The sequence below is a fragment of the Minwuia sp. genome, assembly GCF_048007105.1.
In the GTDB taxonomy this organism is placed as follows: Bacteria; Pseudomonadota; Alphaproteobacteria; order Minwuiales; family Minwuiaceae; genus Minwuia.
On record NZ_CP180352.1, the window covers coordinates 3,372,680 to 3,387,131 of the forward strand.

13 protein-coding genes are annotated in these 14,452 nt (G+C 64.8%); 7 read left to right on the forward strand and 6 right to left on the reverse strand.

The window, feature by feature from the left end; genetic code table 11:
• Positions 1-6 precede the first annotated feature (6 nt).
• Both ACMVY4_RS16320 and ACMVY4_RS16325 read right to left on the reverse strand, forming a co-directional pair.
• On the reverse strand, positions 7-363 hold the full coding sequence (locus ACMVY4_RS16320) for a hypothetical protein (RefSeq protein WP_416897051.1): 357 nt from the start codon (positions 361-363) through the stop codon (positions 7-9).
• Positions 364-462: 99 nt separating this feature from the next.
• Positions 463-1,863, reverse strand: coding sequence for a sensor histidine kinase (locus ACMVY4_RS16325; protein ID WP_416897052.1), 1,401 nt, complete (start codon positions 1,861-1,863; stop codon positions 463-465).
• 169 nt (positions 1,864-2,032) lie between these two features.
• Here ACMVY4_RS16325 and ACMVY4_RS16330 point away from each other — a divergent pair, with 169 nt between their 5' ends.
• Genes ACMVY4_RS16330 through ACMVY4_RS16340 form a run of 3 tightly spaced genes read left to right on the forward strand, consistent with a single transcriptional unit; the run spans position 2,033 to position 3,662 of the window.
• Entirely contained in the window at positions 2,033-2,344 is a 312-nt protein-coding gene (locus tag ACMVY4_RS16330; protein ID WP_416897053.1) for an integration host factor subunit beta, read from the forward strand.
• Positions 2,345-2,370: 26 nt separating this feature from the next.
• Positions 2,371-2,718, forward strand: a complete 348-nt coding sequence (locus tag ACMVY4_RS16335) for a LapA family protein (protein ID WP_416897054.1) — start codon at positions 2,371-2,373, stop codon at positions 2,716-2,718.
• Positions 2,718-3,662: an ornithine cyclodeaminase family protein gene (locus ACMVY4_RS16340; protein ID WP_416897055.1), complete on the forward strand. Its 945-nt coding sequence runs from the start codon at positions 2,718-2,720 to the stop codon at positions 3,660-3,662. The genes ACMVY4_RS16335 and ACMVY4_RS16340 overlap by 1 nt, the downstream gene beginning before the upstream one ends.
• On the opposite strand, the gene ACMVY4_RS16345 is transcribed toward ACMVY4_RS16340, so the two are convergent.
• Both ACMVY4_RS16345 and ACMVY4_RS16350 read right to left on the reverse strand, forming a co-directional pair.
• On the reverse strand, positions 3,654-5,375 hold the full coding sequence (locus tag ACMVY4_RS16345; protein WP_416897056.1) for a hypothetical protein: 1,722 nt from the start codon (positions 5,373-5,375) through the stop codon (positions 3,654-3,656). The two genes, ACMVY4_RS16340 and ACMVY4_RS16345, sit on opposite strands and share 9 nt — an antisense overlap.
• A gap of 78 nt (positions 5,376-5,453) precedes the next feature.
• A complete protein-coding gene (locus ACMVY4_RS16350; protein WP_416897057.1) occupies positions 5,454-6,104 on the reverse strand; it encodes a TetR/AcrR family transcriptional regulator in 651 nt (216 codons plus the stop codon).
• Positions 6,105-6,443: 339 nt separating this feature from the next.
• Between ACMVY4_RS16350 and leuA the strand changes: the two genes are divergently transcribed.
• Complete coding sequence (gene leuA / locus ACMVY4_RS16355) at positions 6,444-8,129, forward strand: 2-isopropylmalate synthase (protein WP_416897058.1); 1,686 nt, start codon at positions 6,444-6,446, stop codon at positions 8,127-8,129.
• A gap of 67 nt (positions 8,130-8,196) precedes the next feature.
• Positions 8,197-9,888, forward strand: a complete 1,692-nt coding sequence (locus ACMVY4_RS16360; RefSeq protein ID WP_416897059.1) for an N-acyl-D-amino-acid deacylase family protein — start codon at positions 8,197-8,199, stop codon at positions 9,886-9,888.
• A 3-nt stretch (positions 9,889-9,891) separates the two neighbouring features.
• Here ACMVY4_RS16360 and ACMVY4_RS16365 read toward each other — a convergent pair whose 3' ends face one another.
• On the reverse strand, positions 9,892-11,310 hold the full coding sequence (locus ACMVY4_RS16365; protein ID WP_416897060.1) for a sensor histidine kinase: 1,419 nt from the start codon (positions 11,308-11,310) through the stop codon (positions 9,892-9,894).
• A gap of 216 nt (positions 11,311-11,526) precedes the next feature.
• Here ACMVY4_RS16365 and ACMVY4_RS16370 point away from each other — a divergent pair, with 216 nt between their 5' ends.
• Positions 11,527-12,432 (forward strand): TauD/TfdA dioxygenase family protein, encoded by a 906-nt coding sequence (locus ACMVY4_RS16370; protein WP_416897061.1) that lies wholly within the window; start codon positions 11,527-11,529, stop codon positions 12,430-12,432.
• A 28-nt stretch (positions 12,433-12,460) separates the two neighbouring features.
• Positions 12,461-13,090, forward strand: a complete 630-nt coding sequence (msrA, locus tag ACMVY4_RS16375) for a peptide-methionine (S)-S-oxide reductase MsrA (RefSeq protein WP_416897062.1) — start codon at positions 12,461-12,463, stop codon at positions 13,088-13,090.
• A gap of 70 nt (positions 13,091-13,160) precedes the next feature.
• Here the strand turns inward: msrA and ACMVY4_RS16380 are convergent, their stop codons facing one another.
• Positions 13,161-14,429 carry an acyl-CoA dehydrogenase family protein gene (locus ACMVY4_RS16380; RefSeq protein WP_416897063.1) on the reverse strand — a complete coding sequence of 423 codons (1,269 nt, stop codon included), beginning with the start codon at positions 14,427-14,429 and terminating at the stop codon, positions 13,161-13,163.
• Positions 14,430-14,452: the final 23 nt, after the last annotated feature.

A 14,452-nucleotide genomic window follows, 5' to 3' on the forward strand; every position in this document is an offset into this window, starting at 1 on the left:
TTTTTCTTATGAGCCGGTGGGCGCCGGCGTGACGGGACCAGTGTCGGTCGCCTCGGTTTCAGCACCCTCTTCCTTCGCGGCCGTTTCCCTTTCGACCGGCGCGCTGGTCCTGACCGCCTCGACGGCGGTGAAGCGCGGGCGCTTGTCGATCGGCTGCACGTTGGAGCGCGGAATGCCGGTCGTGCTGAAGGGCTGATCCGACAGGTAGCAGTCGACGACGCCCAGCGTGCGGTAGCAGCGTGTGTTGGCTTGCTGGCGGGCGAAGTAACAGGCGTTGGAGTTCGAACCGGCGGTCTCGCAGACATCGTCCGCGTAGAGCTGAGCCGTCTCGATATCGGGCTTGTCCGCTTCGAACAGCGTCATGGGATTGCATGCCGCCGCCAGGGCGCCGAATAGCACTGCTGTAGAGATCCTGATCATGCCGCAAGGATTACGAAAACTGCTGAAACTTCCGTTAAGCGGTCAGGCCGGCAGCGTGATCCTGAAGCAGGTGCCCTCCGGCCCGGTGCGTTCCAGTTCGATGGTGCCGCCATGGGCGGTGATGAGGTCCCGCGCGATCGCCAGCCCGAGGCCGGTTCCACCGTCCCGCCCCTTGCCGGCGAAGGCGCGGAACAGGTTCTTCCTCGCGTGTTCCGGCAGTCCGCCGCCGGTATCGGAGACCCGGATCACGGCCATTGCGCCCTCCTCACGCGCCGAACAGCAGACCTCGCCCTCCGGACCCGCCGCCTGCACGGCGTTGCGGGCCAGGTTCATCAGCACCCGGTAGATCTGGTCACGGTCGGCGTAGAGCTGGAACTCCTCCTCGATGTTGTTCTGCCAGCGCGGCGACTGGTCGGGGTCCATGGTTACCGTGCCGCCGACCTCGTCGACCAGCTTCCTGAGCTGGAACCGGGTCGGTGATGGCGGCGGCTCGTCCGCACTGCCGTATTTCAGGGATCGGTCGCAAAGCGCGATGGCCCGGTCCAGCGATTGCAGCAGCCGCGGCGTCAGACGCCGGACCGCCGGATCCGCCGAATCCTGAAGCAGTTCGGAAACGACCTGCGAGGTGGCGAGGATGTTGCGCAGGTCGTGGCTGATCTTGGCAACCGCCGTGCCCAGCGCAGCCAGATGATTTTTCTGCACCAGCGCCTGACGCAGGTTCCGCTCCATCTCCATCAATTCGTTGGAGGCGAGCGCGATCTCGTCGCCGCGGTCGGTCGGCAGCGGCGGCAGTTCCGCCGTCTCGGGGTTTTCCCGGAAGGCGATCATGTTGCGCGTCATCTGCCGCATCGGCCGCACGAACATCCAGCGGAGCGTGAAGAACAGCAGCGTTGCGCTGACGATCGAGATGAACAGGCTCAGGGTGAAGATGTTCCAGCCATAGTCGAGCAGGGCCTGGCGCAGGGGCCGCTCCGACATGATGATCTCGACATGCGCATCGGCGGCGGTGGTCGCGTAACCGATGATGCGCAGCTTCCGGTCCCCGCCCCGGACCAGAGTCATCAGGGTGTCGCCGATCATCTCGAAGGCGCCGGCTGTCCGCAGGTCGAAGATCTGATCGATCTGCGGCGGCATGTCGTGGGCCAGAAGAAGCATGCGCCGTTGGGGCAGTTTCATGACCACGCTCTCGACGCCGACCGACTGGAGCAGCAGCTTCCGCAGTTCCTCGGAGACCATGGCGTCGGGCGCAGCCAGAACCGACAGGGCGGCCAGGTTCGCTTCGTCCAGCTTCTGGGTCAGATAACTCTCACGGTAGCGCGCGACAGACGGCACGAAGATCATCACCTCGGCCAGCATCACAAAGCCGATGGTCAGGATCAGCAGCCTCGACGAGAGGCTGCGCCGGATGGACGTGGCGCGTGCGGAATCGGCATTCCCTGACATGCGCCAAGTCTAGGAGACCGGAAGGGCCAGGAGAACCGTCACGCGCAATCTCGGGATCCGGTCGTCACCGCGGCCAGAATATTTCATTGTCCGCCCATTTGCTTGACGCTCTTGCCTCCGCTTTGGCATTCTCTGCCGTCAGGGTGAAGGACACTCAGGTGCCGCGCGAATGATCAAATCGGAACTGATAACCCGGATTGCGAACAGGCACCGGGAACGGCACGGCGAAACCGAGCCGGACCGGCAGCTCAGCCACCGCGATTTCGAACGGGTCGTGGCGACCGTTTTCGACGAGATCACCGCCGCGCTTTCGAGAGGCGACCGGGTCGAGCTGCGTGGCTTCGGCGCGTTTTCGGTCAAGCGCCGCCCCGAACGCGTCGGCCGCAACCCCCGCACCGGCGACGCCGTGCACGTGCACGAGAAGTACGTGCCGTTCTTCAAGACCGGTAAGGAACTGCGCGAGCGGCTCAACACCGACTGACCGTCACGGCCTTTCGGAGACTGCCGTTGAAACTGATCAAGCTCATCGTATTTCTCGCCGCCATCATCGTCGGCGTGTCCATCGGTATTTCCAACAAGGAGCCGGTGACCCTGGCGCTGGAACCGATCCCCTATGCGGTCGAGTTCCCGCTCTATCTCGTGATCTTCGCCTGCTTCCTGGCCGGCATGATCTTCGGCGGGATCGTGGTCTGGTTCCGCGACGGCCGTGTGCGCAAGCGCGCCCGGTCCGCCGAGAGCCGCGCCGGCGAACTGGCGCGTGAACTCGACGCCAACGAAAAGGCGCTCGACGAGGCCCTGCATCGCGATCCGGTGCGTTCCGGCCAGCCCGCACTCCGGGGCCCCGAAGCCGTCTGATGCAGTTCATCAGCGCCGAGACCGTCGATCGTCTGCTGGACGAAACCGCCGTTGCCGACGCCCTGCACGAGATGTTCCGAGATGGATGCGAGCAGCCGCTGAGACATCATCACACCGTTGGCGTGCCCGGGGAGGCCGACGCAACACTGTTGCTCATGCCGGCCTGGAAGACCGGCGCGGCCTTCGGGGTGAAGCTGGCCACTGTCTTTCCGGGCAACGGCCAGCGCGGTATGCCGGCCGTACAGGGGCAATACCTGCTGCTGGATCCGGCGACCGGCACCCCCACCGCACTGATCGACGGCGCGCGACTGACGGCCTGGCGCACGGCCGCCGCTTCCGGTCTCGCGGCGCGCTATCTCGCCCGCAGCGACGCACGCCACATGTTGATGGCCGGCGCCGGAACGCTGGCGCCGATGCTGATCCGCGCTCACATGGCGGCGCGGCCTTCGATCGATCGCGTCCGCGTCTGGAACCGCAATCCGGCCAGCGCCGAGGCTCTGGCCCAGGGCCTCGCCGATGAGGGGCTGCCGGTCAGTGCGGCTACGGATCTCGAAGCCGAGGTCCGGCAGGCCGACATCGTCTCCTGCGCGACACTCTCGACGGAACCGCTGGTGCTCGGCGGCTGGCTGAAAGACGGCGCACACCTCGATCTGGTCGGCGCCTTCCGACCCGACATGCGCGAATGCGACGACGACGCCGTCCGGCGCGCCACGGTCTTCGTCGACACGCGCGACGGCGCCAGCAGCGAGGGCGGCGATATCGTACAGCCGCTGAAGGCCGGCGTGATCACGCCCGATGACATCGCAGCCGATCTTTACGAGCTTTGCCGCGACGCACATGCCGGCCGTTCGGACGACAGCGAGGTGACGTTGTTCAAGTCGGTGGGTGCGGCGCTGGAAGACCTCGCCGCGGCTCAGCTGACAGCGGACCGCTATTCAGGCTGACGCCGTGACGTCGGCGTCCGGCTTCGGCGGTGGCGCACCGAGGGTGTCCTGAATGTCCACGCCGGCCTGCTTCAGCAGCTTGCTGAGCGCTTCGAGCCTGGACATCTTCTCTTCGCGTGACAGGCCCGCCCTCAGGAAGCCGGCGGTGAACTCCGGGCTGCTCAGGCAGCGCTTCACCGCATTTCGGGCCGCCGTCTCGGTGTTGCCCATGGTGAAGTAGCCGTCGACGATCATCTTCAGCAGGGCGAAACAGCGGTCGACGATACCGTCCTTGCTTGAAGAAATGCGTTCGATCAGTTTCGAGTTCCGGACCACGCGATAGGCGAGTTCGTCGAGCTTCAGGGCCAGCTTGCTGCGGTGCATGTCCAGCAGGCTGCTCTGCAGGACCATGTCCTGCATCGCCCGCAGCCGGCGCAGCTTGGCCGTCACCGTACCGCCCTCCAGCGTCAGATACATCTCGCCCTGGGGCGAGGCGATGATGGGCACGAGGAAATCGCCGATCTTCCGCTTGTTGGCGTTGCCGAAGACGTTGGCTTCCAGCGACAGCAGGCGCTTCAACTTGGCGTCGGGCTCCGTGGCGTCCTTCAGCAGTTCGGCCACCGCTTCCGGATGCAGCCAGCGGCCACAACGTCGGCCGATCGCCTCCACCATGGACAGGCTGCCGATCCACTCGTCCTTCTCGGACTTCAGGTTCTCGGCGACTTCGGACAGCGCCTTCGCCTCGTCCAGAATGCCGCCTTCGATCAGCAGCCGCTTGCCCTTCAGCGCCTCGATGACGAAACGGGTGAGCGCCTGGTGGGTCGCCGGCATCTTTCCCGCCGCGATGAGGCGGTTCACCATCCGCGCCTCGGTCGGGTAGTTGTCGTCGGCCGGATCCGCCCGCCCGATGGCAAGCTTGGCGGCCGCGATCATTTCGTCCTTCAGCGTCTTGCGGTCGCCGATGAGGACGGACAACACCTTCCCGATCGAAAGAAGCTCGGCGACGAAGTTGTCCGCGACCTCGTGAACCCAGTCCGGATGATCCGCGCGGATCAGGCCCAGCACCAGAACCATCTTGTCGTTGAAGCCCTTCGCTCCGCCCAGATAGCGTGTCAGCGCCCCGTGCAGCAGGTAGGAACGGCTCTCCCGCGATTCGACCTGCTCGATGACCTCATCCAGCCGGTCGCCGACGATGGACGGGAAGCTCGGCATGTCCTTCTCGAGAACCCGCGCGCCCTTCTCGATCAGCTCGTAGATCTGCTTGATCCGTTCCTGGACACCCTGCCCGGTCTCGCGGATCTGTACGATCGCCGTCTGCTGCACCGCGCGCTGTATGGAGGTTCCATTGTCCTGCAGCCGCTGGATGTGTTCATGGCTGTGGATCAGTTCGGTGGCGGTGATGCCCCATTCCATCAGTTCCTTGCGGAGGAGACGGTTGATGGAGCGTCGGCCTTCATAGGAATAGAAGTCGTCGACCTTCCAGCAGACGTCGGCAACCTCGTCGGGATCGATTTTGGACGGCTTGGCCTGAGCGCCAGCGTAGAAGATCTGCCCGGAGCGGTAGGTGTTCGAGTCCTTGTCGAAGCGCTCCCGCATCACCTTGACGGCGCGGTAGGAGGTGCGGGCTTCCTGCGCCTTCTTCATCGCCTCGTGCTGCTCGTCCACGACAGCAATGATCGTCCAGGCGGTGCCGCGCTGTCCCAGAACCTCGTAATGGATCGAATTCGATTTCATGGCCGCTCCCATGACAGGGAGCCTAGGTCCAGTCCGGTTAAGAATTGCTTATTGGCACCGGCGCCGCGACGGCTGTCCCTACAACCGCAGCGTATCCTGCGCCAGCAACGTCTCAACCGCGACCGAAAGGCTTTCTGTCAGGCGCGGATCGTCGATCAGAAGCGGCCCGGGCCGGTTGAGCACCGCATTGGTGCAGGTGCCGATCACCATCTGCATGGCGAAGAGAAAGCGATCGCGACTGCCGTCATTTTCCCGAGAGGGCCGGGCGCGCCGCAGCACTTCCCAGGTCCGCGAAATCGCTGCCCGCGCCGTCTTTTGCAGCGGCGTGACGCCGATTGGTTCGGCCAGCTGACGGGACGTCAGCGCACGCATGAAGTTCTGGTTGTCACGCATGAAGTTGACGATCAGCTCCACCAGCGTGCGGATGGCTCTGCCCTCGCCATCTTCCAGCATGTTCGCCGTCAGCCTTGTCTCGATCAGCTGCTGGAGGCTGTCGAGCTGCTCCTGCAGCATGGCGTCGAGCAGACCTTCCTTGTTGCGGAATCTTTGGTAAACGGCGCCGACAGAACTTCCGGCTTCGGCGGCGATGTCCTCCATCTTGAGGCTGTCATAGCCACGCGCCTCCAGCAGCCGGTGCGCCGCATCCAGAATCGCCCGCTGGCGTTTCTGGCTGCGCAGCTGCTTCGCGGGCAGGACGCCTTCCGCCACTGTGCCACCCGGGTCGCCCATCTGCCCTCTGCTAACGCCACAATAACCAGGGTGCCGTCATATAGGGGAGCCGGGGCAGCGGCAAGCCGTCCCGATTTCGGATTGACGTTGAGAGAGCGCCCCTCTAGCTTCGCCCACGATGCAGACCGCGACCGCGCATAAGCTTCTAGGCCTCGTCCTAGCCGACCCGGCTCTCAGGTAGAGTCGGGTAAAGCCCCCACTGCGTCGAGGCCGGTACGCCGGCCGCCATATCTTTCCAACATCCCGAAACGCTTGCAGAGCGCCTGCGAATTCCGCAAACACAGGCCCGGCAGCCTCGACGCCCCGATGAAGAATTCCGCGTCTCCGGAGACGATGACCATGCCCACCATGCCCAACCTTCACAAGTACAAGGCCTTTCCGCAGATCGACCTGCCGAACCGGAGCTGGCCGACCAGAACCATCGACAAGGCGCCCATCTGGTGTTCTGTGGATCTGCGCGACGGCAATCAGGCCCTGATCGAGCCGATGAACCGCGACCGCAAGATGCGCTTCTTCCGTCATCTGCTCGCCGTCGGCTTCAAGGAGATCGAGGTCGGATTCCCCGCCGCGTCGGATACGGATTTCGACTTCTGCCGCCACATCATCGAGAACGACGTGATCCCCGATGACGTCACCATTCAGGTGCTGGTGCAGTCGCGCGAGGAACTGATCCGCCGCACCTTCGAGGCGGTGAAGGGCGCGAAGAACGTCATCATCCACTTCTACAACTCGACCTCGACCGTGCAGCGCCGGGTTGTCTTCGCCCAGGACATGGACGGCATCACGAAGATCGCCGTCGATGCGGCGAAGCTCATCAAGGAACTGATACCGACGCTGGAAGGCAGCAATGTCCGCATCGAGTACAGTCCGGAAAGCTTCACCGGCACCGAACTGCCCTACGCCCGCGACATCTGCCATGCGGTGATGGACGTGTTCGAACCGACGCCGGACAACCCGATCATCATCAACCTGCCGGCGACGGTGGAGATGGCCTCGCCGAACTACTACGCCGACCAGATCGAGTGGATGCACACCAACCTGAAGAACCGGGACTCGGTCGTCCTCAGCCTGCATCCGCACAATGACCGCGGCACGGCCGTGGCGGCGACCGAACTCGGCGTGATGGCCGGCGCAGACCGGATCGAGGGCACCCTGTTCGGCAATGGCGAGCGCACCGGCAATGTCGATCTGGTCACCCTGGCGCTCAACATGTTCACCCAGGGCGTCGACCCGGATCTCGACTTCTCGAACATCACCGAGTCGATCGCGGTCGCCGAGGCCTGCAACCAGTTGCCGGTGCACCAGCGCCACCCCTATGCCGGCGAACTGGCCTACACCGCCTTCTCCGGCTCGCACCAGGACGCGATCAAGAAGGGCATGACCGCCATCCGGCAGTCCAATGACGGGCTCTGGGAGGTCCCCTACCTGCCGATCGACCCGCAGGATGTCGGCCGCGCCTATGAGGGCATCATCCGGGTCAACAGCCAGTCGGGCAAGGGCGGCACGGCCTATGTCATGGAGAACGACTTCGGCGTCGAGCTGCCGCGCCTGCTGCAGGTCGAGTTCAGCCAGGTCGTGCAGAAGATAGCCGACACGACCGGCAAGGAAATCCTGGCCGGCGACATCTGGGACACGTTCGAGGAAACCTATCTCGAGACGACGACGCCATTCCGTCTCGCCCGCTACGCCTTCAACAAGACCGCCGAGGAAGGCGTCGTCTCGATCGATGCCGTGATCGAGAAGGACGGTCAGGCCGTGGAGGTCGCGGGCGAGGGCAACGGTCCGATAAGCGCTCTGTTCCAGGGCATGAAGGACACGTTCGGCATACAGGCGAACCTGACCGACTACCGGGAGCAGGCGATCCACGCCAGCGAGAAGGGCAGCCGCACCCGCGCGGTCTGCTTCATCCGTCTGGCGAACCGCCACGGCGAGCAGCGCTTCGGCGTCGGCATCGACGAGAACACCACCACGGCCTCGATGAAGGCCATCATCTCCGCGCTGAACCGCTTGGCCGCCATTCAGTAGTATCTGTTGCGAAACGGCTGACGTCGCGTATATCCCTGAGGCTCGAACCTCAGGGGAGCGCAACGTCATGCACGATCTGGTCATTCGCGGTGGCACCATTGTCGATGGTACCGGCAAGGACGCCTTCACCGGGGACATCGCCATTGCGGACGGCAGGATCGCCGAAGTCGGCGGCAAGGCGGGGCCGGCGAAACGCGACGTCGAAGCCAATGGCGCGCTGGTCACGCCCGGCTGGGTCGATATCCACACGCATTACGACGGCCAGGCCACCTGGGACAGCGATCTGACGCCGTCCGCCTGGCACGGCGTGACCACGACCGTCTTCGGCAATTGCGGCGTCGGCTTCGCACCGGTCAAGCCGGGCACCGAGCCCTATCTGATCAACCTGATGGAAGGCGTCGAGGATATCCCGGAGATCGTCCTGTCCGAAGGCATCGACTTCCGCTGGGAGAGCTTTCCCGACTTCATGAACGTGCTCGGCGAGACCCCGCGCACCATGGACATCGGCACCCAGGTGCCGCACGCCGCGCTGCGCTACTACGTCATGGGCGACCGCGGGGCCGACTATCAGGCCCTGCCGACCGAGGACGAGATCAAGCGCATGGGCCAGTTGCTGGAGGAAGGCCTCGCCGCGGGCGCCATGGGCTTCTCCACCTCCCGGACCATCAAGCACAAGGCCGCCGACGGACGCTACACCCCCTCACTGACCGCGCGTGAGGCCGAACTGTTCGGCATGGCCGACGCCATGCGCCGCGCCGGCAAGGGTGTCCTGCAGGTGAACTCGGATTTCGAGGAGGGCGATTTCGACATCCTGCGCGCCGCCGCCGAGCGGGCCGGACGTCCGCTTTCCGTCCTGCTGATCCAGGTCGACAATGCGCCCGACCGCTGGAAGCAGACCCTCGACGGCATCCACCGCGCGAATGCCGCCGGCGTCCGCGCCAACGGCCAGGTCGGCACCCGTCCCATCGGTATTCTGATGGGTCTGGAGACCTCCATTCATCCCTTCATCACGCACCGCGTCTGGCGTTCGATGGCCGATCTCACGCCGGCAGAACGCTATCAGCGGCTGAAGAACGAGCCCGAACTGCGCCGCGCGCTGATCGACGAGCGCCCTCAGAACGGCCACACGAAATGGATGGAGCTGGCCATCGACAAGGCCCATCCGCTGGCCTATCCGCTCAACTACGAGCCCGAGCCACAGAACTCCGTCGGCAACCGGGCGAAGCGCGAAGGCCGCGACAAGTGGGAGGCGGTGCTCGACGCGATGATGGATCAGGACGGCAAGGCGATCCTGCTCTACCCGTTCGAAAACTACTTCCATGGCGATCTGGAGGTCGTGCGCGAACTGATGATGGACGAGCACACGGTCTGCGGCGTCGCCGACGGTGGCGCCCATGTCGGCCTGATCTGCGATTCCTCGGCACCGACCACGCTGCTCACCCACTGGGGCCGCGACCGCAAGCGGGGCGAGCACATCCCCCTGCCCTATCTGGTCAAGAAGCAGACGCACGACACCGCCCGGGCCTATGGCATGACCGACCGCGGCACGCTGGAAGCGGGCATGAAGGCCGACGTCAACGTGATCGACTTCGACAATCTTGCGGTGACCTTGCCGCAGGTGGTCTACGACCTGCCGGCTGGCGGACGGCGCCTGATCCAGCGCGCCAGCGGCTACCGGCACACCTTCAAGGCAGGTATCGAGACGATCTCCGCTGACGAGCTGACCGGCGCCCGTCCGGGCGGGCTGATCCGGGGCTGATCCCTACTCGGCCGCCTGGGCCTCGCCCGGCGGCTGGGTTGAAACCAGACAGGTCGCCGGAAGGACGATGGCGATGGCGTCGTGGCCGTCATGAGCGACGGCATCGATCCGGCCGCCATGCAACGCCGCCAGCTGATGCGCAGCCCTGAGCGAGAGATCGGCCTCGAAGCCGTTGTCGGCAACCCAGTCCTGACCGCTGCCGAACGGATCCCGAAGTCCCTGCAACTGATCCAGGGGCAGTTCGCGGTCCAGTCCGTGAAGATAGATCTGCGGACCCTCCGTCTCGCTGGCCTCCATCCCGATCACCAGCACGCCGGTCTCGTCCATTGCCGCAAGCGCCGCCGTTCCGAGCGCGGCCACGGCTGCCGGCAGCCGTTCGGGATCGGCCAGGATCGGCCCGTTCATGCGATCGCGGAACTCCAGCGACATGTTCGCGCCCCGGGCCTGCGGCCCCAGGCGTTCGCGAACGGTGGCCAGCAGATCGGCTGAGTCGACCGCGGCCAGGGCCGGCATGCTTGACGGGTCGGCCGTATCCGCGAGGTCGAGCAGGCCCTCGACGCGGCGGAGCATCTGCCGGGCACCGTCATCGACGCCTTCGAGATACTCGCGGTACCGCGGATGACCCAGCGGCCCCATCAACTCCATCCGCATGATCTCGGTGAAGCCCAGAATGGCGTTGAGCGGCGTGCGCAGCTCGTGACTGATGGTGGCGAAGAAGTCCGACTTCGCGCGGCTCTCGCGCTCGACACGCTCCTTGGCGGTTCTGAGATCGGCCGCCAGGTCGGCCATGCCGAGTTCCCGCCTCAAGCTGTCGACGAAACGCCGGTGGTTCCGGACGCCCTGAATGAACATGTAGATCATGAACAGCGGCCCGACGATGCGCAGAAGCCAGATGATGTCGCCCTGGTAGGAGACAAGGGCGACGGCCGACGCGACGAACAGTACCGCGCAGGCCGCCGCAAACGACGGCAGATGCGGCGACAGGTCGATCAGATAGACCGCCAGAAGCCCGAGGATCAGCAGGACTACGAAGACCTCGCCGACCGGATTGGTGTCCCAGTTCTCGACGAACAGGAGCGCGCTCCAGAGTGCTGCGTTGACGGCGTAATGGAGAGGGAAGACGAGGCGCCAGGTTTCCCGCCGCGCTGTGCCAGCCCTCGCCTGGCGCTTGTGGACAACAGACAGGGTGAAGGAAACCAGTCCCCAGAGGTACAGCGCCCCGCACCAGATCCAGACGGCCGCCGGATTGGCGATCGCCACCGGCGAACCCTCCAACGAGAGCGTCAGGGTCACCGCGCCCGCAAAGACCAATGTCGAATAGAGGCTGATCCGGGCGAGCGCCGCCATCGCGTCGAGCAGACGCCGTTCGAGGCGCGCATCGAGTCCGATGCCGCCGATGCGGTTGTCGCCACCAAGAGTCACGTCGGTCTCACACCCTTACGCGTATCGTGCGCATTCGAGCTCGGGTAACTCGCTACCTGATCGTACGCCCATGAGGTCACGCCATCGCCGCCTTTCGGTTCGAAGTGTGAGCGCCGTCAACCTGAAACGCCCGCCAGCCGCAACCGCCGCCTGCCCTTGCGCGGCTTTCTCGACCATGTCGTTCCATGCTCTAATGAGCGTCGGGAGGCGACGCTCATGGAACTCAAACTCTGGCCCGTGACCGGGCAGTTCGCGGCCGAAGTCGACGGCATCGATCTGTCGAGGCCGCTCGACCCCGAAACCGTCGATGCCATCAAGGCGGCTTTCTGGGCCTACGCCGTGCTGATCTTTCCGGATCAGCACCTGACCCAGCAGCAGCATGTCGATTTCGCTGCGCATTTCGGACCGCTGGAGACGTCCATCGGCAAGTACCGCAAGGACCAGAAGAAGCGGATCCGGCTCGATCTCGCCGATGTCTCCAACCTGGGACATGGCGACGAGATCCTGTCTGAGGACAACCGTCTGCGTCAGTTCCAACTCGGCAACCGGCTGTGGCACACCGACAGTTCGTTCAAGTATGTGCCCGGCCGCGCCAGCCTGCTCTATGCGCGCTCGATCCCGCCGACCGGCGGCCTGACCGAGTTCGCGGACGAGCGAGCGGCCTGGGATGCCCTGCCGACGGAAAGGCAGGCCGCGCTTGACGGCCTGATCGCCGAGCACTGCATTCGCTACTCCCGCATGCGCATGGGCTATCGGCGTTTCACACAGGAAGAAATCGATGCCATGCCGCCGGTGCCGCAGGTGCTGGTGCGCACGATCCCGGAAACCGGGCGCAGGAACCTCTATCTGGCCTCGCATGCGCTCAAGATCCACGGCATGGACGACGACGCGGCGCGGGCGCTGATCGACGAACTGATCGCGCACGCCACGCAGCGGCAGTTCGTCTACAGCCACCGCTGGCGGGTCAACGATCTGGTGATGTGGGACAACCGTTGCACCATGCACCGCGGCACGCCATTTGACGATCTGACCTACAAGCGGGACGTACAGCGTGCCACTGTCGGCGAACCGGCCAATTCGGTCGAGATGGCCGGCCTGCCGCTGCCCGAAATCGCGGCCTAGAAGCCCAAGTCAGACAAGGAGGCCAATCATGGCCCTATTCGGATCGAAACGCGACGACGGCGCCTTCGGGCTGGTGGCGGGCAGCTTCCCTGACCCGGAGACCGATATCGACGCGGCGGCGGACAGCGGCGTCGCCGTGCTGGCCGGCGGTTGCTTCTGGTGCGTCGAGGCGGTCTATCTGGAACTGGACGGCGTGAACTCGGTCGTCAGCGGCTATGCCGGCGGCACGTCCGACACGGCGAACTACCACGCCGTCTGCTCCGGCCGGACCGGCCACGCCGAGGTGGTGAAGGTCGAATACGACCCGGCGAAGATCAGCTTCGGCATGCTGCTGAAGATCTTCTTCTCGGTCGCCCACGACCCGACGCAGCTGAACCGCCAGGGCAACGATGTCGGCCCGCAATACCGCTCCTCGATCTTCTATGCCGACAACGAGCAGAAGCGGGTCGCCGAGGCCTATATCGCGCAGGTCGACAAGGCGAAGGTGCTCGACGACCGCATCGTCACGAAGCTGGAGAAGCTGGAGCGGTTCTTCGACGGCGAGGACTATCACCAGAACTACGCGGCGCGGAATCCGATGCAGCCCTACATCGCCTACATCGCCGCGCCGAAGGTGCAGAAGCTCTACAAGCTCTACCCCGACAAGACGAAACAATAGGCGGCAGCGCCAACGAAAAAGGGGCGGCCCTGGGGCCGCCCCTTTCCGTTCGGAACCGTGGAAACCGGCGTCAGCTCATGCCGCCGTGCTTCTGGATCTCATAGCGGCCCACCACGAAGTGATGCACCTCGTCCGGGCCGTCGGCCAGGCGCAGCGTGCGCTGCTTGTGGTACATCTCCGCCAGCGGCGTCCACTGGGACACGCCGGTCGCGCCGTGGATCTGGATCGCCTCGTCGATGATCTTGCAGACCTTCTCGGGCACCATGGCCTTGACCATGGAGACCCAGACGCGGGCTTCCTTGTTGCCGAGAACGTCCATGGCCTTGGCGGCTTTCAGAACCATCATCCGGCAGGCTTCGATCTCGATGCGGGCACGGGACACGGTCTCGATGTTCTTGCCCAGCTGGATGATCGGCTTGCCGAAAGCTTCACGGCTGATGCCGCGGTTGATCATCAGGTCCAGGGCCTTCTCGGCGGCGCCGATGGAACGCATGCAGTGATGGATGCGGCCCGGGCCGAGACGGACCTGGCTGATCTCGAAGCCACGGCCCTCGCCCAGCAGGATGTTCTCCTTCGGCACGCGGACATCGGTGAAGCGGATGTGCATGTGGCCGTGCGGCGCATCCGGATCGCCGAAGACGTGCATCGGGCCCAGCACGTCGACGCCGGGCGTGTCGATCGGCACAAGGATCTGCGACTGCTGCCTGTGGGTCGGCGCATCCGGGTTGGTCTTGACCATGACGATCATGATCTTGCAGCGCGGATCGCCGGCGCCGGAAGCGTAGTACTTCTCGCCGTTCAGGACGTAGTGATCACCGTCCAGCTTCGCCTCCATGGCGACGTTCTTGGCGTCCGAAGAGGCGCGGTACGGCTCGGTCATGACATAGGCCGACCGGATCTCGCCGTTCAACAGCGGCTTCAGCCACTTTTCTTTCTGCTCCTTCGTGCCGACGCGCTCCAGCACTTCCATGTTGCCGGTGTCGGGCGCCGAGCAGTTCATCGTCTGGGAAGCCAGCGAGTTCTTGCCGAGTTCGGCGGCGATGTAGGCGTAGTCGAGGTTCTTCAGGCCTTCGCCGGTCTCGGCGTCGGGCAGGAAGAAGTTCCACAGACCCTGCTTCTTCGCCTCGTTCTTGGCCTCTTCCAGAACTTCCAGCTGACCCGGCGCGTACTGCCAGATGTCCGGCCGGCCCTCGCCCAGCTTGTGGAACTCCTCCGACATCGGATCGACGACTTCGGAGATGAAGCGCTTCACATGGTCCAGCAGAGGCCGCGCCTCTTCCGACATGGTGAGATTGTTGAGATCGTCGTCCGGCGACATCTGTCCGACGGTATCAGGCATGGTGGTCTCCTCCCCTGCGCCCG